The sequence below is a fragment of the Enterococcus sp. DIV1304_2 genome, from assembly GCF_050555445.1.
GTDB lineage: Bacteria > Bacillota > Bacilli > Lactobacillales > Enterococcaceae > Enterococcus_B > Enterococcus_B pernyi.
Window position 1 is genome coordinate 952,141 of record NZ_CP187851.1, and the last position, 24,776, is coordinate 976,916.

A 24,776-nucleotide genomic window follows, 5' to 3' on the forward strand; every position below is an offset into this window, starting at 1 on the left:
ATGGCTTTATTCAAAAAGAAAAAATACATTCGAATCAATCCTAATCGAGAAATCAAGCCAACGAATGCACCATCGGTCCCTGACAATATGTGGGCGAAATGCCCAAATTGTAAACATATCATCTACACAAAAGATATCGGGGAAGAAAAAGTATGTCCACACTGTAGTTATAACTTTAGGATCGGCGCATGGCAGCGATTAGCGTTGATCATTGATGAGAAAAGTTTAGAGGAATGGGATACGGATCTAGTTACAAAAGATCCCCTTGATTTTCCTGATTATCAAGAAAAGATCGGCAAGATGCAAGAAAAGACTGGCTTACATGAAGCAGTTCTAACTGGTCAAGCGACTATTAAAGGCATTCCTTTTGCTATCGGTGTCATGGACCCTAATTTTATCATGGGAAGTATGGGCACGATCGTAGGGGAAAAGATCACACGCTTGTTTGAACGTGCGGCGAGTAAAAAATTACCCGTCGTATTGTTCACTGCTTCAGGGGGCGCCCGGATGCAAGAAGGGATTTTCTCTCTCATGCAAATGGCCAAAATCTCCGCAGCGGTCAAACGTCATAGCAATAAACAGCTATTTTATTTGACTGTCTTAACAGATCCGACGACAGGTGGTGTTACCGCCAGCTTTGCGATGGAAGGGGATATCATCTTAGCTGAACCGCAAAGTTTGATCGGCTTTGCTGGCCGCCGAGTGATCGAACAAACGATCAAACAAGAACTACCAGAAGATTTCCAAAAAGCAGAATTTTTACTGGAACATGGCTTTGTGGATCAAATCGTTCCAAGAAAAGAACTCAAGGACACGATCCATCAATTATTAGAATTGCATACGCAGAAAGGATGGATCAACCATGAATAAAACTGCTCATGATATCGTCCAATTGGCGCGGGCAAAAGATCGTTGGACAAGTCTTGATTTTTTTGACACGATTTTTGAAGGGTTCCAAGAATTTCATGGTGATCGCTTCTTTGGTGATGATGAAGCGATTGTCGGAGGCGTAGCAAAATTAGCCGGAAAACCAGTGACCGTCATTGGCATCCAAAAAGGCCGTGACTTGCAAGAAAATATTCGTCGGAATTTTGGCTCTCCTCATCCGGAAGGTTATCGTAAAGCACTGCGTTTAATGAAACAAGCAGAAAAATTCAACCGTCCGGTCATTACGTTGATCAACACTGCGGGTGCCTATTGTGGAATCGGTGCAGAAGAACGTGGCGAAGGGGAAGCGATTGCCCGTAATCTATTAGAAATGTCGGATTTGAAGGTACCGATCATCAGTATTATTATTGGTGAAGGCGGTAGTGGTGGGGCACTAGCCTTAGCATTAGCCGATGAAGTCTGGATGTTAGAACAAACGATCTATGCTGTTTTATCACCAGAAGGCTTTGCTTCGATTCTTTGGAAAGACGGCAGCCGAGCAGCCGAAGCCGCTGAATTGATGAAAGTCGCTGCTGGTGAATTATTAGAGTTAGACGTCATTGATCGAGTGATCCCCGAAACATTCAATGGAGAGCCTTTAGGCAAAGAAAAAGTTGCGCGTATGATGCAAAAAGCATTGATCGAAAAACTGACCGAACTCTGTCAGAAACCAACCGAAGAATTGATCGAACAACGCTACCAACGTTTTCGTAAATATTAAGAAGATTTTTTGATTTAACTGTAGAGAGTTTACTCTACAGTTTTTTCTGATTTATCATATGAAGGTATAGTAATTGGTTTATGATTTGTATATTTAACGTGATTATATGCATGATTTACTAGTTAAAAAAAGAAATAAATTAGGAAAAACATATATTTTTTTGATAATAACTTGTTTTTATACTTATTTTACGAGTTAAATGATAAAACAAGTAGTTGTATGGGTGGTTAGATAATGTGTTCTAATTTAGATGGACTTTTTATTGTTGATGAAATAATTGCAAATAAAAAAATGAATGATTTTTAACATCTGATTTTACAACCGCAGAACAAGACTTAAAAACGACTGAACTTTTTCAAACGTTTGTTAAAGAAATCAAACATGTCACAGTCGAAGTCAATCAGGAGAAGAAAACGACAACATTAGTCGGGAAGGATTATCGAAAAGAATTATCTTGGATAGATGAAACGGGGAATCGCTTAGCTGACATACATAAGATTGAATATAGTTTTGTGTCAGGGGATGAGGAATAGTTGAGTAAAGGAGTAGACTAAAAAAATTCCTCTTCTTGCAAAATGATTTTTGAAGAAGAGGAATTTCAGAATAATTTGAACAGAAAGAAGGGGGCACCATCTTTTCCCTGTTCTTTTAATTGATTAAAAATATTTTTCTGTACCAAATCAGGATTCTTGATTTGAAATTTTAAAAGCTGTTGAAACCATAGGCATTTCTTTTTAGTGCTTGGATATTGGCACTTAACTATTCAAGCAGACCCTTTAAATAGTTACAGCGTAAGGCGTTCTTGGTGTGTGCATAAACATGTTAACGTATCTTATCGTCTTGGTATAGCTTTCAGGAAGTTATATTGTCCAGACATTCGTGAAACATTCATTACACACAGTAATCTCCCATTTCTTTTCCGCATAAAGAATGCCTTGTTACAATTACACTATTATGATAAGTTTAATGTAGTGTATTTGTAACGTAAGTGAGGGGATTAGATGCAAGCTAAGTTGAAAGAGTTGTTGCGTATTCGCGATGGAAATTTATCTATGAAGGAAGCTAGAAAATTAGGAATTTCAGCAACTACTGTACAAAGATTGGTGAATCAAGGAATGTTGATGAAAGTTGATCGTGGGTATTATGTAGAGACTGGTCATGGAATCGATGATTTATTTTGTCTTCAGCAACGATTTTCCAGAGGAATATTTTCTCATGAAACGACATTAGATATATATCAACTTTCTACAAACATGCCGAACTTCATTCATTTGACTTTTCCACATGGCTATAATGTGGATCGTTCAATTACAAAAGAGCAACAGTTACAATTTCATTTTGTGAAGAAGGAAGTATACGAGCTAGGGAAAGTAGAGGGAACTTCCTTTCAAGGAAATCCTATTACTATATACGATAAGGAACGTACCCTTTGTGATATTTGGAAACCGAGATATGAAATTGAATACGAAATGAAATTAGAAGCTTTAAAAGAGTACATGAGAGATCCTATGAGAGACCCAAGTAAATTAAGAGATTATATGACAAAACTACATGTAGAAAAAGAAATGAAATATCATATGCAGAGTTTGTATTGATGGAGAGAAAATATGACCCCTACACAATTTACAGCAAAAACAAGAAATCTTGCAAAAAGTATAGGATTAAATGCACAGTTAGTTCAAAGGCATTTTATGATGGATCGCTTAGTTGAACAAATCTCTGAATCGAAGTATAAAAATGACTTTATTTTAAAAGGTGGCTTTCTATTGGGTTCAAAATATGGAATCGATAGAAGAACAACAATTGATATTGATACGACATTTAGAAATAGCAAATTAACTAAAGAAAAATTGAAGAACATCTTTAATGAGCTAACTAGTAAACCTACGAAAGAGGGGATTGTTTTCTCTATTCAAGAGATTAAAGAAACAAGGGAAATTGATTTTTATCCTGGGTTTCAAATTAAATTGATAGCTCATTTAGAAAAAATACGTGTCCCATTTAAATTGGATGTAACAACAGGAGATTCTATTTATCCTGAAGTAGATATACATTATCATCAATTGATGTTTGAAGATAAAAAAGTGGAGATTCCAGCTTATCCAACAGAACAGATTATTGCAGAAAAGCTGAGTGCTACATTTAGCTTTGGGACAGATAATTCGAGATTGAAAGATTACTACGACCTATTTGCCATCCCAAAACTAGAAAATATTGATATGAAAGAGCTATATAAAAGTGTCCGAAATACTTTTACAAAACGTGGAGACAATAAACTGTTATCTTTTTATTATGAAAGGGAAATGGAAAAGATCAAAGAGAGCGATTATTTGGAAAAACTATGGGACAAATATCGCTCGGTAAATTCTTTTGCGAATTCTATTTCATTTGCAGATACAGTTAACGGAGTTGCTTATTTAATGCAAAATGTAATCAAAATTGAAAATCAAGAAAGAAAACAATAGTTTACAAGAATTGAACAAATCAAGATGGCAAACGATATTAATTGTGTGATTTAGCGTAAATCAGCGGAACCAATGAGCTTGGTACAGAGGTGTTTGGCCTTGAGAAACAAAGTAAAATAGACTGAAAATCAAATAAAAAAAGCTGAGACTTGGTTCTCGGCTTTTTTCATTTCTTTCCTTGAAACATTAAAATAAATATTCTTTTTTCGTTTATATTATTCATTTTAAGAGCATAAAAACGAATTAAATTAAATAAATATACAAAAAAGGTTTATTTTTGAAATTTTCATGCTATAATGACAGAACAAAATGAATAAGGGGCGAGACAATGAAAAAGATTTCAGGAATTATTTTATTTTTAGTTACAACATTCGCATTAGGTGCTTGCGGGAATGGGGATGCAGCGGAATCAAACGATCAATTAGCAGCAATCAAGGAAAGTGGTGTATTGAAAGTGGCGACGTCTGCTGATTATGCGCCGTTTGAATTTCATACGATCGTCGATGGGAAAGATCAAATCGTCGGATCGGATATTGATTTAGCAAACGCCATCGCAGATGAGCTTGGTGTGAAATTGGAGCTCTCAGATATGAGTTTCAACACGGTGTTAGCCTCTTTAAAAGAAGGAAAAGTCGATGTAGCGATCTCAGCGATTTCAGCGACCGCAGAACGAAAAGAACAATTTGATTTCACCGACAACTATTACAATCCGCCACAAGTTCTCGTGATCAATAAAAAAGATGAAAACACGTTCACAAGCATTGATAGCTTAGCAGGTAAGAGCTTAGGAGCGCAAAAAGGCTCGATCCAAGAAGCAGTGATCAACGAACAAATTAAAGAAGCTAAAGTAGTCACGATCGATAAAGTGCCAAATATGGTGATCGAGATCAATCAAGGTTCACTGGATGGCATGGTCGTTGAACAAACGATTGCCGAAGCATATATTGCTCAGAACCCCAACTTGATGATTGCCGATATCCCTTTGGAACAATCAGATGATGAAGCTTTTGCTGTTGCCTTACCAAAAGGGAGTACAGAATTACAAGAAGAGTTGAATAAAATCATCAAAAAATTAAGTGATGAGGGAAAAATCGATGAATTCATCAAAAAAAATCATGAACTAGCTGAACAAACAGCGACAGAATAGAGGGACGCAGTGTGAATTTTTCGTTTTTAGATAAGTACTTACCGTATTTTTTATCCGGCGCGGTCGTTACGATCGTCATTTCGATCTTGACAGTCATCTTTGGTACAATGATTGGCCTAGCCATGGCATTGATGAAGCGCTCAAAGATCAAGCCTTTGAATTGGTTAGCTAATAGTTATATCGAATTACTAAGAGGCACACCGATGTTATTGCAGATCATGATCGGATTCATCTTATTGCAACGTTTCTTTCCAGCGGTGGATTGGTCCGTGGGGATTTTAACCATCGACTTAGGGCGTTTGATACCAGGAATCATCGTATTATCACTGAACTCTGGGGCGTATGTTGCTGAGATCATTCGTGGAGGGATTGCGGCTGTTGATATGGGACAAACAGAAGCTTCGTATTCACTAGGCTTACGTCCTATACAGGCGATGCGTTATGTCATTTTCCCACAAGCGTTGAGAAATATCCTGCCACCATTAGGAAATGAGTTTGTCACGTTGATCAAAGATTCTTCTTTACTGACAGTGATCGGTATCAATGAATTGATGGGATCTGCTCAGATCGTTATCTCAAACTCCTATATCCCATTGGAACCTTATTTTATTGCCGCAGGGTTATACTTTGTTATGACCTTTGTAACATCGCGGTTGTTGAGTAGTTGGGAGAAAAAACTCGGAAAAGGGTATCAACGTTAGGAGAGAATGTCGTATGGAAAAATCAATAATAACGATCAAACAGCTAAGTAAATCATTTGGAGAAACAGAAGTATTGAAAGGAATTACTACGACTATTTCCGCCGGGGAGGTTGTGGTGATCATTGGTCCTTCAGGTTCAGGGAAAAGTACGTTTCTCCGTTGTTTGAATCTACTCGAATCTCCTACAGCCGGTACGGTGGAGTTTGAGGGAACGGATATCACACATAAGCAACACGATATTTTTAAAACAAGAGAAAAAATGGGGATGGTTTTTCAACAGTTCAATCTATTTCCCAATATGACAGTATTAGAAAATATCACCTTATCACCAATCAAAGTGAAAAAAATGCCTAAGAAAGCAGCCGAGGCGATCGCTTTGGAATTATTGGCAAAAGTTGGCTTGTCAGATAAAGCCACCGCTTATCCTTACTCTTTATCAGGTGGACAGCAGCAACGGATAGCGATTGCCCGAGCGTTGGCAATGCAACCAGACGTCATGTTGTTCGATGAGCCTACTTCGGCACTTGATCCAGAAATGGTGGGTGAAGTACTTTCGGTTATGTTGCAATTGGCACAAGAAGGGATGACGATGGTCATTGTCACTCATGAAATCGGCTTTGCGAAAGAAGTGGGTGATCGAATCATCTTTATGGATCAAGGACAGATCGTGGAAGAGGGGACACCTAGTGAGGTGCTGGAGCGGACGAGCCAGCCTCGGACTATCGATTTTTTGGCCAAAGTATTGTAGTAAAAATAAGATATAAGAAATGGCGCTCTTTTCCAACATTACCTATGGATAGTGATTTCAGTTCTTTAGGTTTTTCTAAAATTGTAGGAATGATGTTCCAAAAGCAACTCTTTCAGTAATAAGCAACCAGCTCAAGAAATAGAAGAATCTATTTTATGAGCTGGTTGCTTATTTTTTGGAGCTGGTTCCTTCTGTTATTACCTCCATTAAAAGGTTTAATGTATAGAGGTAGTTTTTTTTTAGATTTTACAGTATAATATGGGGTTGAGGAGTACATATCGTGCTCCTTCATTTTTTGCAGATGAGGAGACAACATGTTTTCAAATTATAAACCTACATGGATGGTAGAAGCCGTCTATAAAATTACCCCTGCACAACTGAAAAAACTAGGGATCAAAGCCGTCTTGACGGACCTTGATAATACACTGATTGCTTGGAATAATCCAGATGGAACGGAAGAATTGTTCACTTGGATTTTAGAAATGAGAAATGCGGGCATACCAGTAGTCGTTGTTTCTAACAACAACTCAGAACGCGTAGCTCGTGCAGTTAAAAAATTTGAGCTACTTTATGTTGCAAGAGCGTTGAAGCCTTTGCCAGTGGGAATCAATAAAGCAAAAAAAATGTTGGATCTGGCAGATGAAGAGATCATCATGATTGGTGATCAGATCATGACCGATATTCGTGGCGCGAATAGTGCCGGTATCCGTAGTGTCTTAGTTAAACCAATCATTGAAACTGATAGTTGGAAGACGAAATTCAATCGGTTCTGGGAACGTAAGATCATGAGTTATTTAGTAAAGAAACATCCAGATATGGATTGGCGAGGTGGCATTGAATGAACGAAGAATTACAATGTATCGGTTGTGGCGTGATGATCCAAACAGAACATCCTGATGAATTAGGCTATACACCAAAAGCAGCACTCGAAAAAGGGTTAGCAACAGGGGATGTTTATTGTCAACGTTGTTTCCGTTTGAGACATTATAATGAGATCCAAGATGTATCACTGACAGATGATGATTTCTTGCGATTACTAAATGAATTAGGTCAAAAAGACGCATTGATCGTCAATGTGGTGGATATTTTTGATTTCAACGGTTCACTGATTCCTGGATTACATCGTTTTGTCGGAAACAATCCAGTTCTTTTGGTTGGGAACAAAGTCGATATTTTACCTAAATCATTAAAAAAATCAAAAATGATCCAATGGATGAATGAGCGTGCCCATGAAGCAGGGCTAAGACCTGTCGAGGTGTTGTTGACAAGCGCAAAAAAAGCACCTGAAATGACAACACTTCTAGAGAAAATCGAAAAATATCGTGAGGGTCGAGATGTGTATATCGTTGGTGTGACGAATGTCGGGAAATCGACATTGATCAATCAGATCATCAAAAATACGGCAGGCGTCCAAGAAGTGATCACGACTTCGCAGTTCCCAGGAACAACGTTAGACAAAATCGAGATCCCATTGGATGATGGCCAATTTTTGATCGATACACCAGGAATTATCCATCGCCATCAAATGGCGCACTATTTAGGCAAAAAAGACTTACGTATCATCGCACCGACGAAGGAAATCAAGCCTAAGGTGTATCAGCTGAATGAAGGTCAAACGCTTTTCCTTGGAGGATTAGCTCGATTCGACTTTATCAGTGGCAAACGAGGTTCATTTATTGCTTATGTATCAAATGATGTCAATTTACATCGGACAAAATTAGAAAAAGCCGATGCTTTTTATGAAAAACATGTAGGCGGCTTATTGCAACCACCACGTCCGAATGAAGTCAGTGAATTCCCTGAACTTGTTCGCTTTGAGTTTTCTGTAAAAGAAAAGACAGATATCGTCTTTGCAGGACTAGGCTGGATCACGGTAACGGAACCAGCAGTCATCGCAGGCTGGGCGCCAAAAGGGGTACATGTGTTAAGAAGAAAAGCACTGATTTAAGAAAGAAGGAAAAACATGAGTTTAAGAGGAAAGCAAAAACGATTTTTACGTAGTCAGGCACACCATCTTCAACCGATCTTCCAAATCGGTAAAGGTGGGATCAATGAAGCAATGATCGTCCAAATCGAAGAAGCACTTGAAAAAAGAGAATTGATCAAAGTATCATTGTTGCAAAATACAGATGAGATCGCAGAAGATGTGGCACAAGTATTAGAACAAGCTATCGCATGTGAAGTGGTTCAGATCATCGGACGCGTGCTTGTTTTATACAAAGCATCATCTAAAGAGAAATACCAACGGATATCTAAAGAAGTACATGCAATCTAAGGAGTGACGAAGATGAAATCGCAAGCGAAATCCTTTGTTCGACCTCAAGTATTTCCAAAAGAAATGCCCCATCTTTATGAGAAAAGAAAACAGGTGGGGATCTTGGGCGGAACTTTCAATCCTGTGCATCTAGCCCATCTAGTGATGGCAGAACAAGCAGGACAGAATTTAGGACTAGACCATGTCTGTTTAATGCCTTCCTATCAACCACCTCATGTGGATGAAAAGCCAACTATACCGGCAGAACATCGCTTAAACATGCTGGAACTTGCGATCGAAGACAATCCTTTTCTAACGATTGAAACGATTGAAATCGAACGAGGCGGCAAAAGCTATACGTATGACACGATGAAGGCTTTGACTCAAAATAATCCTGATACGGACTACTATTTTATCATCGGCGGTGATATGGTCGAATATTTACCAAAGTGGTACAAAATCGACGAGTTATTGACAATGGTCCACTTTGTCGGTATCCATCGACGTGGGTATCAAGTGGAAACCCCGTATCCTGTGATCTGGGTCGATGTCCCTGAGATTGATCTAAGTTCGACAAAGATTCGTCAAAAAATTCAACAAGGTTGTTCCGTCCGTTATTTGGTCCCAGATAAAGTCTTGGATTATATTCAGAAAGAAGGATTGTATCAACATGAATTATAGTACAGATTATACGGCCTATACTCGAGAAATCTTGATGCAAAAAGTCCAAATGAGAATGAGTGAACAACGCTTCAAACATGTCTTGGGTGTAGAACAAACAGCTGTTGCACTTGCTGAAAGGTATGGTTGCTCGCCAGAAAAAGCGAGTATCGCCGCATTGACACATGATTATGCGAAAGAACGACCAGACGATGAGTTTATCTTATTCATCGAACGTGAGCAACTTGATCCAGAGTTATTAGCTTATGGAAATGCAATTTGGCACGGATTAGTCGGTGCATCATTTGTTGAACGAGAATTAGGCATCACTGATGAGGAGATCTTACAAGCAATCCGTCTCCATACGACAGGAGCTGCTGAAATGTCCTTACTCGATAAAGTCATCTATGTGGCTGACTATATCGAACCAGGACGTTCTTTTCCAGGTGTCAAAGAAGCCCGTGAGATTGCCATGATCGATTTAGATGAAGCAGTTGCATTCGAAACCAAACATACCTTAGCACATTTGATTGCGCAAGAAAGCAAAATTTATCCAAAAACAATTGAAACATATAATCATTGGGTGGCAAAATAGCTGACCCATTAGGAGGAAATCATCATCGATAGTAAAGAACAATTAAAAATCGCTGTCCAAGCAGCAGATTCAAAACGTGCAGAAGATATTTTAGCTTTAGACGTCCGTAAAGTGTCGCTATTAGCTGACTACTTTATGATCTGTTCAGCAAACAGTGAACGTCAGATCAATGCCATCGTGGAAGAAATCATTGAAAAAGAAGAAGAAAGCAAATACGAAGTAAAACGCGTAGAAGGAAAAGAAGGCGGCAAATGGATTCTGATCGATCTAGGTGATTTGATCATCCATGTATTCCATGCCCCAGAACGTGGGTTTTATAATTTAGAGAAGTTATGGTCAGATGCGCCACTTGTCGATTTGACTGAATGGTTGGATTAACATGGCCTACGAAACATTTGCCTTTATTTACGATGAAGTCATGGATGACGGGCTTTATGAACAATGGCTCGCATTTTCTAAACGCCATTTGCCTGAAACAACTAAAAACATCCTTGAACTAGCTTGTGGTACAGGCGCATTAGCTGTGGCTTTTGCCAAAGACGGCTACAATGTAACTGGCTTGGATCTATCAGAAGAAATGCTGATGATCGCCAGTCAACGTGCCTATGAAGAAGAAGCAACGGTACAATTTGTTGAAGGGAATATGTTAGATCTATCAGAGAGTGGGCAATATCAAGCCATCACTTGTTTCTCAGATTCTTTGTGCTATATGCAAAACGATCAAGAAGTACAACAAGTATTCGATGAAGTCTATCAGGCATTGGAAGAAAACGGCCGTTTCTTGTTTGATGTCCATTCCGTTTATCAAATCGATCAAGTATTTCCGGAGTATAGTTATCATTACCAAGGAGACGATTTTGCCTTTCTTTGGGATAGTTATACGGGGAAAGAAAAACATAGCATTGAACATTATTTGACATTCTTTGTCGAATCACAAGAAAAAGACGGTACGTTCACACGTGAAGATGAATTACATCAAGAACGTACGTATCCACTAGAAAACTACTTGCGGATGTTAGAGAATAGCGGATTTGCTAAAGTAGAAGTATTCGCTGATTTTACAGACGAAACACCTAACGAAGAATCCAGACGTTGGTTTTTTGTCGCCCAGAAAGAAGAAGGCGAAATCGACGAACTGTAGCAAACAATAAAAAGGAGAGACGGCTGGATCAAAAAGCTTAGTCTCTTCTTTTTTACTAGGCGAAAGGAGAAAAGCGAATGAAAGTATGTGGCATCATTGTTGAATATAATCCCTTTCACAATGGTCATCTTTATCATGTCCAGCAAGCACGGGAACGAACCGGTGCCGACGTAGTGATTGCGGTGATGAGTGGCAATTTTTTGCAGCGAGGTGAACCGGCGATTTTAGATAAGTGGCAACGTGCAGAAGTAGCCTTGCAAAACGGAGTGGATCTCGTAGTTGAATTACCAATTGAGTGGGCAGTACAATCTGCTGATTATTTTGCTAAAGGAGCAGTTCAACTGTTGCAAAAATTAAACTGTGACTATTTATGTTTTGGAACAGAAGATGAAGCGACCTTCGATTATCAAGCATTTGGTCAATTTGTTTTGCACCATCAGGATCAAATCACCAAAGCATTTCAAGAGTTGCCCGATCAGACAATGAGTTATCCGCAAAAGATGACACAGGTATTCAAGCACGTCTACCCAGAAATCTCACTTGATTTTTCCTCGCCTAATCATATTCTAGGGCTGAGCTATGCAAAAGAAAATGCTACCTATGAACATCCAATGGAACTAGTTCCGATCAACCGTAAAGGGGCTGGTTATCATGATGAAGAGTTACCAAAAGAAACAATAGCCAGTGCCACAGCGATTCGTAAAGCATTAACGGAAAATCGATCGATTTCTGCAACAGTTCCCTCAGAGACAGAGAGATTTTTAAAGACAGAAAGTTTGCAAACTTGGACATCCTATTGGCCCTTGCTAAAATACCGTTTGCTTTCTTCCACCGTTGATTCGTTGCAAAAAATCTACCAGATGACGGAAGGTTTAGAGATCAGGATGTTAGAAGCGGCCAAGACAGCTAATACATTTTACGAGTTTGTCGAACAAGTCAAAACAAAACGCTATACGTGGACGAGGATCCAACGCCTGTCGTGCTACGTGTTATTGAATATCCAAAAAGAAGAGATGAGAGAGCAACAGATGCAAGAATACATCCATGTGTTGGGCTTTACAGCAGCAGGTAGAGCATGTCTCAAAAATAAAAAAGCCTTAGCCCTTTTTGCGAAAATCGGCAAAAAAGAAGCGCAAGTGGCAAAACTACTCGTTCGCAGTGATCAAATCTATCGCTTAGGTGGCGAGGTAGCGGAACAAGTATTTGGGCGAAAACCAGTCTTTATCGAAACAATGGAAGAGAAAAAAAGCTTCACATAAACCTGATTCACAAGTATAATGAAACAGGACGTTTTGTGTGTTCCCGCACGAATCAAAAAGAATCTATCCTATATCAAATCAGAAAGCGAAGTGAAACTATGGGACGTAAATGGGCCAATATCGTAGCTAAAAAAACAGCTAAAGATGCAAACAACAGCCGAGTTTATGCGAAGTTCGGAATTGAAATCTATGCAGCAGCAAAATCAGGTGATCCTGACCCACACGCTAACCAAAAACTACGTTTCGTCATTGAGCGCGCTAAAACTTACAATGTACCAAAACATATCATCGACCGAGCAATTGAAAAAGCAAAAGGTTCTGGGGATGAAACATACTCTGAATTGCGCTATGAAGGATTTGGACCAAATGGCTCAATGGTGATCGTAGACACATTGACCAACAACGTAAACCGCACAGCCGCTGATGTGCGTGCAGCATTCGGTAAAAACGGCGGAAATATGGGTGTCTCTGGGGCAGTATCTTATATGTTCGACAATACCGCGATTTTTGGTTTTGCCGGTGAAGATGCAGATGAGATCTTAGAATACTTGATGGAAAAGGACATCGATGTACGTGATGTCATGGAAGAAGATGGCCAAATCATCGTTTACGGAGAAGTGCCAGATTTCCACAGTATTCAAGAAGCACTAAAAGAAAAAGGCATCACTGACTTTTCAATTGCGGAGATCCAAATGATCCCTCAAAATGAAGTGACATTGACTGGCGAAGACTTGGAACAATTCGAAAAAATGATCGATGTATTAGAAGATCTAGAAGATGTCCAACATGTCTTCCATAATGTTGCCTTAGAAGATTAATCGAATAAAGCGGATAAAAGAGGTCGGAACAGAAGTGTTTAACCTCGAGAAATAAGGCGCCAGCCACGAAAATTGTTTTTCAAATTTTTGGGCTCTTTGTCAATAAGGACTGATGAGTTGCGAAAAATTAAATCTGGGTCAGAATGAACCACATTCTGGCTCAGATTTTTTGTTATCTAACTTTGATTAATTGATTGGTCAAAAAGATTCTAATTTTCATGTTCTCAAATGATCTAAATCCGTAGGATACTCGTTTCATCGTTTTTATGTGGGTATTCTTTGCTTCTATTTTTCCATTGGAGTAAGGATAAATCATCGCATTGGCGATGCCTTCTTCGTAGGTCAGTAGGTTTTGAAGTTTCTCACGAAAGCCGTCATCTAACGTTTCGGGAAGTTCTGCCAATAAGGAGAAAAACAAGTCAGGGTCTTTGTCTCGAAAAGCTTCAACTAATTCATGGAAAAAGGGATACGCCTCCTTTAGGGGCTTAGAAAAGCTAAGCAATCGATCAATCATCATTGCTTCAGTAAGAAATGGGTATTTAGGTGCTCGGAAACTTTTCCATGTTTTATACTCATAGTGATTAATGTTTGCACGATTTTTTAGCAGAAAGCGCCAGTTCTTTTTCAGTTTTTCTGCATGGCTTTTCTGTCCTGCTTTACGCAGTTCATTCATTTCACGGATACGCAACTCATTGAAAGCTTGATTCATGTGTTTGACAATATGGAACCGATCAATCACTACTTTCGCATTTGGCAGAACGCGTTTGGTGAGCTGGAAGTAGGCGGCGTTCATGTCTGTGACTAAGAATTTTACTTCTTCTGGATTGGTGCAGCCCAAGAAATAGTTTGTTAATCGAGGTAATTTACGAGTAGGTAAGATATCAATTAAATTACCTGTTTCTCCATCTGCGCAAATAAAGCTCATTTTATCTTCTATGGAAGTGTGCGAACGAAATTCATCAACCATCAATACTTTGGGGAGAATCCTCTTAGTGGGCTTTGGTAAATAGCTTTTAAACTCTTTCAATGTACGAATAACGGTAGTCAAAGATACCTGACAGCTTTTCGCAATAAAAGATAAAGAGACTTTTTCAGTCAGTAAAGAAGCAATTTTATATCTGACATGATCCGCAATTGAATGTCTTGGGCGTACAAAATAGCTTTGAGCAGTCCAATGGGTTCGACAGTTTTTACAGGTATAGCGTTGCTTTTTTAAGCGCATAACCATTGGCATATGATTGTATTGTTCAAAGCGGACAATGATTTCTTTCTTCCCATTTTTCACCACAATTGCTTTCCCATTTCCATCTACCACAGTAGAACCACAACTTCTACAGGCACAAGGATCAGGTGAGAGAATGGCATTAATGACCAATGTCTTTTCCTTATGAAAGATCTCGTAAGAGATCTCAGTAATCATCAAATCTTTATCTATTAATCTTAGCATTTTTTTGATAGAATCATTCATATAGCATATCGTCCTCTCAGTTGTTTATTTTGTGGTGATTTAATCATACTAGAGAACGATATGTTTTTTAATACCTAAAATGAAAATGGGACTGAAGAATCAATTTTGATTCATCAGTCCCATAAATTATAGAGCCAATTTTTGTGGCTGGCGCCTTATTTGTGAAGAGATACTTCTGTTCCCGCCGTTTGTTCAGTTTTAAGTGTTACGAGAGGATGAATGTCCAGACACTTTTTTATTTTCCTAAAAAAACAAATAGCTGTTATCCTGCTTAAAAACCTAATGTCATGTTTTGCTTTCGTACTTTTATTTATACGATTTTTTCGGAGAAGAGAAAATATCGGTGAGGCTAAAAAAGAAGTATAGTCATACGATATGAAAGAAAGAGAACAAATACAGAGTAGTTAAATTAAAAATCCTGTGTTATTTGTTACAGTTTTTTTGTGATTTATTATCATTTCTATTTCAACCTGTGTTATTATTAAAGTATCGTGAGTAAACGAATAGTAATTTGATGTAGGCGGGGAAAGAATAATGGAAGCAAAAATTAATCTAGAGCCTTTCGAACGTATTCTAAGCGGTTACCAAAAAGTAGAAGAGTTGGCAGTCAATATCACCGATTGCTCAAAGCTTGCACAAAAATATGCACCTTATGGGGTAGAAGGCTATCGTTTAGGAAACTATATAGGCACAGGCTATTTGAATCGTTATCTAGAATGTATGGTTGATCGCGCGCCCATGCTGATCTATAAAAAAAAATATTTGATTCCATTGCTTTTTCGACGTTCTGACTCAGCATTTCAGTTGTTTGAAGAAGATTATCGGATGGAAGCTTTCTTTTTATTATTGGACTGGAGTCTGAAGCATCAACCAGAAAAGATATTGATTGAAACAAGTCAAAAAGTTGATACGAAAAAAGAAAAAGTCATTGATACAGCTTATTTGGCTTTTCGTGTATCAGAAATATTGGATAGTGGGGGTTACCCGATCAGTAATTTCCAAACAGTCGAACAATTTATGGATTGGAATCGTATTTATCGTCTGATCGATAACGGAGGGATTGGTCGCCATAGTAAAGTATTTGACCCAGAATATCCCGAAAATATCGAAGAATTGCGAATGATCGTCTCACTTGTTCGTTTGAAATACCCAAACACAGAATTGATGTTATGATCGATAGATGAATAAAAAGAGGCAGAGACAGAAGTGTTTAGCCTCGAGAAATAAGGCGTCATCCACGAAAATTGTTTTTTCAATTTTTGTGGATGACGCCTTATTTTTTGAAGAGGTTACTTCTGTTCTCGCCGTATATTCAGTTTAAAGTGGTGCGAGAGGACTGATTCCCCTGATGCTTTTTATTTTTAATAACGAATCAATCTAAAGCGAGAGACTCATGACTTTCAGTAGCCAATGCTTGTAGAAAAGAAGCGTCTTTCGCTGATGTAAATAGGATCAATTCATGCATGGCACGCGTACACATTGTATATAAGATTTGTTTGTCATGACCAGAATTAAAATGTGCATCATCGACATTCCATAAAAAGACTCGGTCAAATTCTAATCCTTTTGCTAGATAAGCAGGAAGAAGAATAATCGAACGTTTCATAAAATCAGATTCATCAGCAATCAATTGGACTTGATCTTTCAGGGATACAGGCAATTGTTCATAGAGTGCTTCACATTCAGCGATCGTTTTACCAATGATCGCGGTACGCCAATATTTTGCTTGCTCTTTCGTGTCAATGATCGTTTGTTCCAACCAGTTGATTTTGCTTGCAGATGAATCACTTTGGACGATCAACGGTAGGCGACCTTCACGAGCCGTTGTTTCTACAAGATTGTCGTGAGCTAAGAAATGATTGGCAAAATCAGTGATCTGTTTCGTGGAGCGATAGCTCGTCGTCAATTGGAATTGGGTCACTTCTTTCTCTGGGAAAAGCGACTCTAACGAACCAGTGATCGTCTCGTTCCCAAAAACATTTTGGTTCAGATCCCCACAAAATGTTAGATTGGCAGTTGGATAGATTGATTGCAGCAATGCGACCTGCGAAGGAGCAAAATCTTGCATTTCATCAATGAAAATATACCTTGCCTTTTGTGTGACTGATACAGGATGGATTCGACGCATCAAGAGGAAGTACAAGACAGCGTCTTCCTGTGGCAATTCTCTTTTCCGTAAGTTCATTTTGACTTCTTGAAGATGTTCGTTCCAAGAAGTTTCGCTGATTCCATGTGCGGTTAACATCGTTTTAGGAATCGTTTGTAAAAAGTGAAGAAACTGTTTCGGTAAGTTGACGAATTGATAATGTAAAATTCCTCGGTGAACTTTACGGAATCTTTTTTTCACGATTTGATTCGTGAGTTTTTTACGCAATGATTTTTCTTTTTGTTCGGTGTATTCTAAATTTGGATCGGTTGCATATAGTTCTTGAAGTTGTTCTTCAGCAAGCTCTTTGACCCACTTCTGACGGGTTTCATCCTTTTGCAGACCGCCTAATTTTTTCAATAACTTTGTCTGTAATAAAGATAGACGTTGATGCAATGGAAGTAGTTCATTGGTTTCTTGGTACCATTTTCGGATCGCTTCTTTGGATAGGATCGTTCGACCATTGATTTTCATCTCACGGAACAATGGCCCAAAATCAGTGATCGTCTGGATGTAAGTCTCCAGGTGATCAACGAAAGTCAATCCGGATTTCAACGTTTTTATCGGGTCATCAGCACCAGAAAGGAAACCGACTTCTTGTTGTTCTTCTTCAGTCAACTCAAATTCAGGAACCAATTGCTGTAAATAATTTTTGAAGGTTTGTGTCGGAACACCACTTTCACCAAGAGATGGTAAAACAGTGGAGATGTAATCAGAAAACAGATGGTTTGGTGAGAACAATAAGACGTTCTCAGCATCCAGCCATTTCCGATTGTGATAAAGGATGAATGCGATACGTTGAAGTAATGCTGAAGTCTTACCGCTTCCAGCAATTCCTTCGATCAGCATCACTTTACTGTTGGTGTCACGGATAATGGCATTTTGTGCTTTTTGGATCGTCGACACGATGTTTTTCATGTGAGCACTTGATGCATCATCCAAGATTTCTAATAGAAAATCATCATTGATGACTTCAGATGTATCGACCATCGAGACGATTTTTCCTTCAACGATTTTGAACTGTCGTTTTAATAGAAGTTCGACGTCGATTTTTTCGACATCTGTTTCATAAAAAGCGGGGCCGATTTCTCCTTCGTAATACAAATTAGCGATCGGTGCACGCCAGTCGATCACGATGGTTTCTTCTTCTGTATCTCTCAATGAGGCGATTCCTAGATAGAGGGTTTCTTTTTCCGCTTCTTCTTTGAAATCGATGCGAGCAAAGTAAGGACTTTCTTTCATTACTTCTAATGTTTGTAGACGTTTTTGCTGAGATTCTAATGTATGGTATTTTAAAAGCAATTCTTGTTCATGTTGGCGGTATTCGACCACTGACTCATAAAAAGACTCGTTGGAGCCGCTACGTATTTTGTGATTGGCTGTTTCTTTTGTGGAGTCATTCATTTTTTCAGTCAAGTCGCTTAATTTGCGATTCAATAGGCGTTGTTCAAGTTGGATCATTTGTGTGGTTTCTTCCACATGCTGTTGTTCTAATTGTCTTTCATTCATTGCATCGTTTACTCCTTCCGCCGTAAATAACGAATTAAAAGTATAGCACAGTTTGACTAAAAAAGGTACACAAGTGAGTTAACTAAAAATAAACGTAAAACTACATGAGAGTGATAGTTGTTTTCATTTAGGGGTTTTTAGTTTAAATGGCTTTAGAGAACAGGTATTCTAAATGTGGAGAAAGGAGCTGAACGAAATGACACATTTTAAAAAATTTGCCATGACACTACTGATTGGAGTGGTGGCCCTCATCAGTGAGTTTATGTTCGACCGTCCTCGCCTTGCGTTTATGATCATTGCTATCACCGGTGGTACACTTGCCTTCTTGATGTTTATCGAAATGATCAAAACGCTGCGTTCAGGAAAATATGGGGTCGATATCTTAGCGATTACGGCTATTGTTGCGACGTTGCTCGTCAATGAATATTGGGCGAGTTTGATGATTTTGATCATGCTGACAGGTGGCGAAAGTTTGGAAGACTATGCGCAAAAAAAAGCAGGTCAGGAATTGCAATCCCTATTAGATAATACGCCAAGAACTGCCCATAAATTGCAAGGAGATCAACAACTTGATGTTGCGGTAGACACACTTGAGATCGGCGATCATCTGGTGATCAAACCAGGAGAAATCGTTCCAGCTGACGGACGAGTGATCATGGGGGAATCTACTTTTGACGAAGCATCACTGACTGGAGAAGCAAAACCGTTGAGCAAGAAAGTCGGTGATGAATTGATGTCCGGTTCGGTCAATGGGGACTCATCTGTCAAAATGGTGGTTGAGAAACGGGCAGAAGATAGCCAGTATCAATTAATTATCAAACTAGTAGAAGAATCGAAAGAAAAACCCGCACGTTTTGTCCGTCTAGCAGATCGTTATGCTGTTCCCTTTACTTTGATCGCTTACTTGATCGGCGGAATCGCTTGGTGGGCTAGTGGTGATCCTGTACGCTTTGCGCAAGTCTTAGTTGTAGCATCGCCATGTCCATTGATTTTGGCTGCACCTGTTGCTCTAGTAGCGGGAATGAGTCGTTCAAGTAAAAGTGGGATCGTTGTCAAGACTGGTACCGCTGTGGAAAAATTAGCAGAGACTAAAACGATTGCCTTTGATAAGACAGGAACAATCACCAAAGGGATGCTTGAAGTAACTGGTGTCGCTCCCGTTCAAGGGTTTTCAGAAGCGGAATTATTACGTGTGGCGGCGAGTGCGGAACAAGGCTCAGCCCATATCTTGGCCCGTTCCTTAGTTCAAGCAGTTCCCCAATTGTTGCCAGTCACTGATTTGAAAGAAATCTCAGGGCAAGGGATTACCGCTACGGTTGATGGCAGGCAGGTTAAAGTAGGGAATGCACGCTTTATTGATGTTCCAGAAGCTAAAACAGATACGACTGCGATCTATGTGGCGATTGATGAAAAATACGCCGGCACGATCTACTTCTCAGACACGATCCGTCCAGAAGCAAGTAAAACAATCGCTCGCTTGAAAGCTCAAGGCATCACCGACTTACTGATAGTGACTGGGGACGGACGTACTGTGGCAGAAGCAATTGCCGAGGAAGTTGGCTTGACCGAAGTTCATGCTCGTTGTTTACCACAAGATAAATTAACGATTTTAACTAGTATCCCCAAAGAAAAGCGGCCTGTCACGATGGTAGGAGATGGTGTCAATGATGCTCCTGCCTTGACTGTCGCAGATGTAGGCATCGCCATGGGCGCACATGGCTCAACTGCTGCAAGTGAAAGTGCAGATGTCGTCATTTTGAAAGATGATTTAGAACGAGTGGCAGAAGCAGTGATGATTTCTAGAGAAACGATGAAAGTAGCGAAACAATCTGTTTTGATTGGGATTTTTGTCTGTGTCTTTTTGATGATCGTTGCCAGTACAGGAGTCATTCCAGCATTGTTTGGCGCGATGCTTCAAGAAGTGGTTGATACAGTTTCCATTTTAAGTGCGTTACGTGCAAAAAAATCAGCGAAACAACAACCACATGCCATGATCACACAAAATTAAAGGCAAAATGATAAAAGAGACTTTTCAGCAAAATCTTTTTGCGGTATGATGCAAAGAGAGAAGCAATAGTTGATCAATAAAAAAGTGAACGATGAAAGGAAGTTGAAAACATGCCATTCGTACATGTTGAACTAGTCGAAGGACGTAGCCCAGAACAATTAGAAAACATGATGAAAGATATCACCGAGGCGGTCCATAAAAATACGCAAGCACCAAAAGAACACATTCATGTAATTATCAACGAAATGAAAAAAGGCACGTATGGTGTCAATGGTGAATGGAAAAAATAAGTGAATTCGAGACTTGATTTTTTGAAATAATAGTGGTTAAATAAACACATAGATGATTGATGAGAAAGACAACTGAATTTGAGAGTCTTCGATAAGAGAGGAAAAGCTAGGCTGAAACTTTTCCAGGAGAAAACCAAAGGATGACCACTTTCGAAACCTTTGTTGAAACAGAGGCGGTCGTACCGTTATCACGCTTGAGGAATACGCATGTCGTATTCAAAATTAGGTGGAACCACGAATTTTTCGTCCTAGTATCTGTACAGATACTAGGACTTTTTTTTATTGGTGGCGAAGCTAAAAACGGAAATTTAAAGGAGGAACCCCTATGATAAAAATGACATTTCCTGATGGTGCAGTCAAAGAGTTTGCGCCAGGGATCACCACTGCAGAAATTGCAGAAAGTATTTCTAAAAGTTTAGCCAAAAAAGCCTTAGCTGGAAAAGTGAATGGCGAACTGATCGACTTGAACCGCGGGATCGAAGAGGATGGCTCAATCGAGATTGTGACACCTGATCATGAGGACGCACTTGCTTTGATTCGTCATTCAAGTGCTCATTTGATGGCACAAGCCATGCGCCGTTTATATCCCAATATCCACTTTGGTGTAGGACCAGCAATCGATTCAGGATTTTACTATGATACTGATAACGGTGAGAGCCAAGTCAGTGTCGAAGACCTACCAGCGATCGAAGCGGAAATGATGGCGATCGTCAAAGAAAATTTGCCGATCGAACGTCGTGTGTTATCAAAACAAGAAGCATTAGAAATCTTTGCAAGTGACCCTTACAAAGTGGAACTGATCAGCGAATTACCAGAAGACGAAGTCATCACTGCCTACCAACAAGGAGAATTCATCGATTTATGCCGTGGGCCACATGTCCCATCAACTGGTCGTATCCAAGTCTTCAAATTATTATCTGTGGCAGGAGCTTACTGGCGTGGAAATTCAAATAACCAAATGATGCAACGTGTTTATGGAACAGCATTTTTTGATAAAAAAGCATTAAAAGCATTTATCCAAATGCGCGAAGAAGCAAAAGAAAGAGACCATCGCAAACTAGGTAAAGAGCTAGAATTATTCATGGTAGCTCCTGAAGTTGGCTCTGGTTTACCTTTCTGGTTACCAAAAGGTGCAACAATCCGTCGTACGATCGAACGATACATCGTAGATAAAGAAATCAGCTTAGGCTATCAACATGTGTATACACCGATCATGGGGGACGTAGAGTTATACAAAACTTCAGGCCACTGGGATCATTACCAAGAAGATATGTTCCCACCAATGGATATGGGAGATGGCGAGATGCTCGTGCTACGCCCAATGAACTGCCCACATCATATGATGGTCTACAAAAATACGATCCATTCTTACCGTGAGTTACCGATCCGTATCGCAGAACTTGGTATGATGCACCGTTATGAAAAATCAGGTGCGTTGTCTGGATTACAACGTGTACGTGAAATGACATTGAATGACGGACACACATTCGTTCGTCCTGATCAGATCAAAGATGAATTCAAACGTACGTTGGAGTTGATGGTCGCAGTTTACGCTGATTTCAATATTACAGACTATCGCTTCCGTTTAAGTTACCGTGATCCAAACAACACGGACAAATATTTTGACGATGATGCCATGTGGGAAAAAGCACAGATCATGTTAAAAGCTGCGATGGATGAAATGGAACTTGACTATTTCGAAGCGGAAGGAGAAGCAGCCTTCTATGGACCAAAATTAGATGTCCAAGTTAAAACAGCATTGGGAACAGAAGAAACATTATCAACGATCCAATTAGACTTCTTGTTACCAGAACGCTTTGATTTAACTTATGTAGGAGAAGATGGCGAAAATAATCATCGCCCAGTCGTTATCCACCGAGGCATCGTTTCAACAATGGAACGCTTTGTGGCATACTTGACAGAAGTATACAAAGGCGCATTCCCAACTTGGTTGGCACCGATCCAAGCAACGATCATCCCAGTTTCAGTTGATGCTCATTCAGATTACGCTTATGAAATCAAAGAACGTCTACAAATGAAAGGCTTGCGTGTAGAAGTCGACGATCGCAATGAAAAAATGGGCTATAAGATCCGTGCCTCACAAACGCAAAAAATCCCATACCAAATCGTAGTTGGGGATAAAGAAGTGGCAGATGCAACAGTCAATATCCGCCGATATGGTAGTAAAGAAACTGCTGTAGAGGACTTGAATATCTTTGTCGATGCAATGGCAGAAGAGGTTCATAATTACAGCCGTTAAGACGAGTTCGCAAGAGAACCAACGCCTAATTTAATAAAAACAGGAAGGACAACAAAGAATTGTTCCTTCCTGTTTTTTTATGGGGCACTTATTACACACGTCAAAACGCTAGATCGTGCTAAAAAAATGTATTAGATAAATAAGGGGGAACGTAGAGAATGTATCAACCGATCCAACCTCATCATCTGTTTCATCAAGCATATGAAGAAAAAATGCATTATAAAGAAACGGTTCTCCCAGACTTAGCAGATGTCTTGGTGTGTATGTGGGAGTCTATTTCATTTGACTTTAGCGGTACGGTCAACGACGTGATCATCGCCGACGGCTGCATTGATTTGATTGTCAATGTTTTGGAGCAATCTGTTTTCTATACTGGTTCAAGTAAAACGGACTTCAACTTTCTCTCAAGGTTTCCCGAACACTATATTGGTTTTCGCTTAAAGCCAGGCACTTTTTCTGCCTTAACTGGTCGAGAGGCAACAGCAGCGATGGATCAAGTGTTGTTCATTGAAGAAGTAGATATTGGGTTTGATACAACCCTTCTTTTTACGCTCACGATTGAAGAAATGAAAGAATCGCTGATCAGCTATTTATCCGGATTAGCCAAATGTATCTCTTCGACGGAATACATTCAGTTATTTGAAAAACTATATATAAAAAAATTAGCTTCCCCACAAGCATTATACGAATATATGAGGCTTAGTCCAAGGCATGTCCAACGGCTATTCAAAAAGCATTACGGTCTCACCCCACAATTGGCTCTATCGACCATAAAATTTCATCATAGTTTGACCATTTTATTAAAACAACCTGCCGATCGAAGGGAGCTTGTTGGAAATTATTATGACCAGTCCCATTTTATCAATGAGTTCAAAAAAAATATTGGCCTCACACCCATTGAGTTTGTTAAGTTGAGTGAGCAGCGAAAAATGTCGCTTCTATCCAATACGTTACTAACCTAAGTTGCTACAATAAAACTAACTTAAAAAAGGAGTGGTCGATAGATGAACTTTAATCAGGCAAAAATCGGGTTGTTGATTCAAAAAGATTATGGGGAATGTTATGATTTTTACACAAAAAAATTAGGATTGGTTCCTACATGGGGCGATCGAAAAGGTCCGTATACGTCATTTGCTATGGCAAAAGGAGAACCTAACTGTTTTGATATGACATTAGCAAAAGAAATGTCTTTGGTCAAAGGGTATATACAGTCTGCTAAAAATGGAATATCTGATACAGTGGTGATCATATTACCTACGAAGGATATCCAAAAAGACTATGCGAAGTTAACCGCAAAGGGTGTCACTTTTTTAGGTGAACCACAGAAAATAGAGGCTTGGGGAGGAGTTACCAGTGCCTACTTTAGAGACCCGGAAGGCAATTTGTTTGAACTGAATGATGGGTATTAGTTTCTTTTTGGATGTTGCTTCTTTCTTTTTTATTTTGTTTTTTATAGCTGGTTCTGTGAAATTCCATAAATGATAAGTCAAAAGAAACCAAGATAAGGGTGTGACATGTTGCCACTTATACCTTGGCTTCTTTTTTTAGCGATTGATTTTTAGGAATAACAGTAATCGGTTGAGCAGGCAGAGAACAAAGGATATTCTCTATTTTCTTGTTTAGTATGAGAATTGTTTGCCTTTGAGTATGATATAATGA

General features: G+C 39.3%; 24 protein-coding genes. 22 read left to right on the forward strand and 2 right to left on the reverse strand.

Going from position 1 to position 24,776, the window contains the following annotated elements; translation table 11 throughout:
- The 16 genes from accD to IGJ14_RS04585 all read left to right on the forward strand — a co-directional run bounded on the left by accD (position 1) and on the right by IGJ14_RS04585 (position 13,436).
- Positions 1–870, forward strand: a complete 870-nt coding sequence (accD, locus tag IGJ14_RS04510) for an acetyl-CoA carboxylase, carboxyltransferase subunit beta (protein WP_062805459.1) — start codon at positions 1–3, stop codon at positions 868–870.
- The gene (locus IGJ14_RS04515; RefSeq protein WP_195339091.1) at positions 863–1,648 is read left to right on the forward strand and encodes an acetyl-CoA carboxylase carboxyl transferase subunit alpha; all 786 of its coding nucleotides are present in this window, start codon (positions 863–865) and stop codon (positions 1,646–1,648) included. Before accD ends, IGJ14_RS04515 begins: the two co-directional genes overlap by 8 nt.
- Positions 1,649–2,649: 1,001 nt before the next feature.
- Positions 2,650–3,243: a type IV toxin-antitoxin system AbiEi family antitoxin domain-containing protein gene (locus IGJ14_RS04520; RefSeq protein ID WP_195339090.1), complete on the forward strand. Its 594-nt coding sequence runs from the start codon at positions 2,650–2,652 to the stop codon at positions 3,241–3,243.
- 12 nt (positions 3,244–3,255) lie between these two features.
- Positions 3,256–4,113, forward strand: a complete 858-nt coding sequence (locus IGJ14_RS04525) for a nucleotidyl transferase AbiEii/AbiGii toxin family protein (protein ID WP_066025697.1) — start codon at positions 3,256–3,258, stop codon at positions 4,111–4,113.
- 328 nt (positions 4,114–4,441) lie between these two features.
- Positions 4,442–5,260, forward strand: coding sequence for a transporter substrate-binding domain-containing protein (locus IGJ14_RS04530; RefSeq protein WP_195339089.1), 819 nt, complete (start codon positions 4,442–4,444; stop codon positions 5,258–5,260).
- An 11-nt stretch (positions 5,261–5,271) separates the two neighbouring features.
- The gene (locus IGJ14_RS04535) at positions 5,272–5,961 is read left to right on the forward strand and encodes an amino acid ABC transporter permease (protein ID WP_019724123.1); all 690 of its coding nucleotides are present in this window, start codon (positions 5,272–5,274) and stop codon (positions 5,959–5,961) included.
- Between the two features lie 13 nt (positions 5,962–5,974).
- Complete coding sequence (locus IGJ14_RS04540; RefSeq protein WP_019724122.1) at positions 5,975–6,709, forward strand: amino acid ABC transporter ATP-binding protein; 735 nt, start codon at positions 5,975–5,977, stop codon at positions 6,707–6,709.
- A 314-nt stretch (positions 6,710–7,023) separates the two neighbouring features.
- Positions 7,024–7,551 carry a YqeG family HAD IIIA-type phosphatase gene (locus IGJ14_RS04545; RefSeq protein WP_010735865.1) on the forward strand — a complete coding sequence of 176 codons (528 nt, stop codon included), beginning with the start codon at positions 7,024–7,026 and terminating at the stop codon, positions 7,549–7,551.
- Positions 7,548–8,657 (forward strand): ribosome biogenesis GTPase YqeH, encoded by a 1,110-nt coding sequence (yqeH, locus tag IGJ14_RS04550; protein WP_019724121.1) that lies wholly within the window; start codon positions 7,548–7,550, stop codon positions 8,655–8,657. Before IGJ14_RS04545 ends, yqeH begins: the two co-directional genes overlap by 4 nt.
- Before the next feature lie 15 nt (positions 8,658–8,672).
- Positions 8,673–8,984: a ribosome assembly RNA-binding protein YhbY gene (gene yhbY / locus IGJ14_RS04555; protein WP_019724120.1), complete on the forward strand. Its 312-nt coding sequence runs from the start codon at positions 8,673–8,675 to the stop codon at positions 8,982–8,984.
- 12 nt (positions 8,985–8,996) lie between these two features.
- Positions 8,997–9,644, forward strand: a complete 648-nt coding sequence (locus IGJ14_RS04560) for a nicotinate-nucleotide adenylyltransferase (RefSeq protein WP_019724119.1) — start codon at positions 8,997–8,999, stop codon at positions 9,642–9,644.
- On the forward strand, positions 9,634–10,218 hold the full coding sequence (yqeK, locus tag IGJ14_RS04565; protein ID WP_023519420.1) for a bis(5'-nucleosyl)-tetraphosphatase (symmetrical) YqeK: 585 nt from the start codon (positions 9,634–9,636) through the stop codon (positions 10,216–10,218). Before IGJ14_RS04560 ends, yqeK begins: the two co-directional genes overlap by 11 nt.
- 24 nt (positions 10,219–10,242) lie before the next feature.
- Positions 10,243–10,596, forward strand: coding sequence for a ribosome silencing factor (rsfS, locus tag IGJ14_RS04570; RefSeq protein WP_034688417.1), 354 nt, complete (start codon positions 10,243–10,245; stop codon positions 10,594–10,596).
- Position 10,597: 1 nt separating this feature from the next.
- Positions 10,598–11,359 (forward strand): class I SAM-dependent DNA methyltransferase, encoded by a 762-nt coding sequence (locus IGJ14_RS04575; protein WP_066025699.1) that lies wholly within the window; start codon positions 10,598–10,600, stop codon positions 11,357–11,359.
- Positions 11,360–11,436: 77 nt separating this feature from the next.
- The gene (locus tag IGJ14_RS04580; RefSeq protein ID WP_066025700.1) at positions 11,437–12,618 is read left to right on the forward strand and encodes a nucleotidyltransferase; all 1,182 of its coding nucleotides are present in this window, start codon (positions 11,437–11,439) and stop codon (positions 12,616–12,618) included.
- A 98-nt stretch (positions 12,619–12,716) separates the two neighbouring features.
- Positions 12,717–13,436 (forward strand): YebC/PmpR family DNA-binding transcriptional regulator, encoded by a 720-nt coding sequence (locus IGJ14_RS04585; RefSeq protein WP_029594248.1) that lies wholly within the window; start codon positions 12,717–12,719, stop codon positions 13,434–13,436.
- Between the two features lie 172 nt (positions 13,437–13,608).
- Here the strand turns inward: IGJ14_RS04585 and IGJ14_RS04590 are convergent, their stop codons facing one another.
- Positions 13,609–14,904 carry an ISL3 family transposase gene (locus IGJ14_RS04590; RefSeq protein WP_195339621.1) on the reverse strand — a complete coding sequence of 432 codons (1,296 nt, stop codon included), beginning with the start codon at positions 14,902–14,904 and terminating at the stop codon, positions 13,609–13,611.
- 534 nt (positions 14,905–15,438) lie between these two features.
- Between IGJ14_RS04590 and IGJ14_RS04595 the strand changes: the two genes are divergently transcribed.
- On the forward strand, positions 15,439–16,077 hold the full coding sequence (locus IGJ14_RS04595) for a hypothetical protein (protein ID WP_019724515.1): 639 nt from the start codon (positions 15,439–15,441) through the stop codon (positions 16,075–16,077).
- Positions 16,078–16,276: 199 nt separating this feature from the next.
- On the opposite strand, the gene helD is transcribed toward IGJ14_RS04595, so the two are convergent.
- Positions 16,277–18,559, reverse strand: a complete 2,283-nt coding sequence (helD, locus tag IGJ14_RS04600) for an RNA polymerase recycling motor HelD (protein WP_195339606.1) — start codon at positions 18,557–18,559, stop codon at positions 16,277–16,279.
- 196 nt (positions 18,560–18,755) lie between these two features.
- Between helD and IGJ14_RS04605 the strand changes: the two genes are divergently transcribed.
- From IGJ14_RS04605 to IGJ14_RS04625, 5 genes are all read left to right on the forward strand, one after another.
- Positions 18,756–20,567 (forward strand): heavy metal translocating P-type ATPase, encoded by a 1,812-nt coding sequence (locus IGJ14_RS04605; protein ID WP_195339605.1) that lies wholly within the window; start codon positions 18,756–18,758, stop codon positions 20,565–20,567.
- Between the two features lie 110 nt (positions 20,568–20,677).
- Positions 20,678–20,857 (forward strand): 2-hydroxymuconate tautomerase, encoded by a 180-nt coding sequence (locus IGJ14_RS04610; protein WP_002287649.1) that lies wholly within the window; start codon positions 20,678–20,680, stop codon positions 20,855–20,857.
- A 325-nt stretch (positions 20,858–21,182) separates the two neighbouring features.
- Entirely contained in the window at positions 21,183–23,117 is a 1,935-nt protein-coding gene (gene thrS / locus IGJ14_RS04615) for a threonine--tRNA ligase (RefSeq protein ID WP_195476288.1), read from the forward strand.
- Positions 23,118–23,275: 158 nt separating this feature from the next.
- Positions 23,276–24,079 (forward strand): AraC family transcriptional regulator, encoded by an 804-nt coding sequence (locus IGJ14_RS04620; RefSeq protein WP_195339603.1) that lies wholly within the window; start codon positions 23,276–23,278, stop codon positions 24,077–24,079.
- Positions 24,080–24,121: 42 nt separating this feature from the next.
- Complete coding sequence (locus IGJ14_RS04625; RefSeq protein ID WP_195273408.1) at positions 24,122–24,526, forward strand: VOC family protein; 405 nt, start codon at positions 24,122–24,124, stop codon at positions 24,524–24,526.
- Positions 24,527–24,776 lie beyond the last annotated feature (250 nt).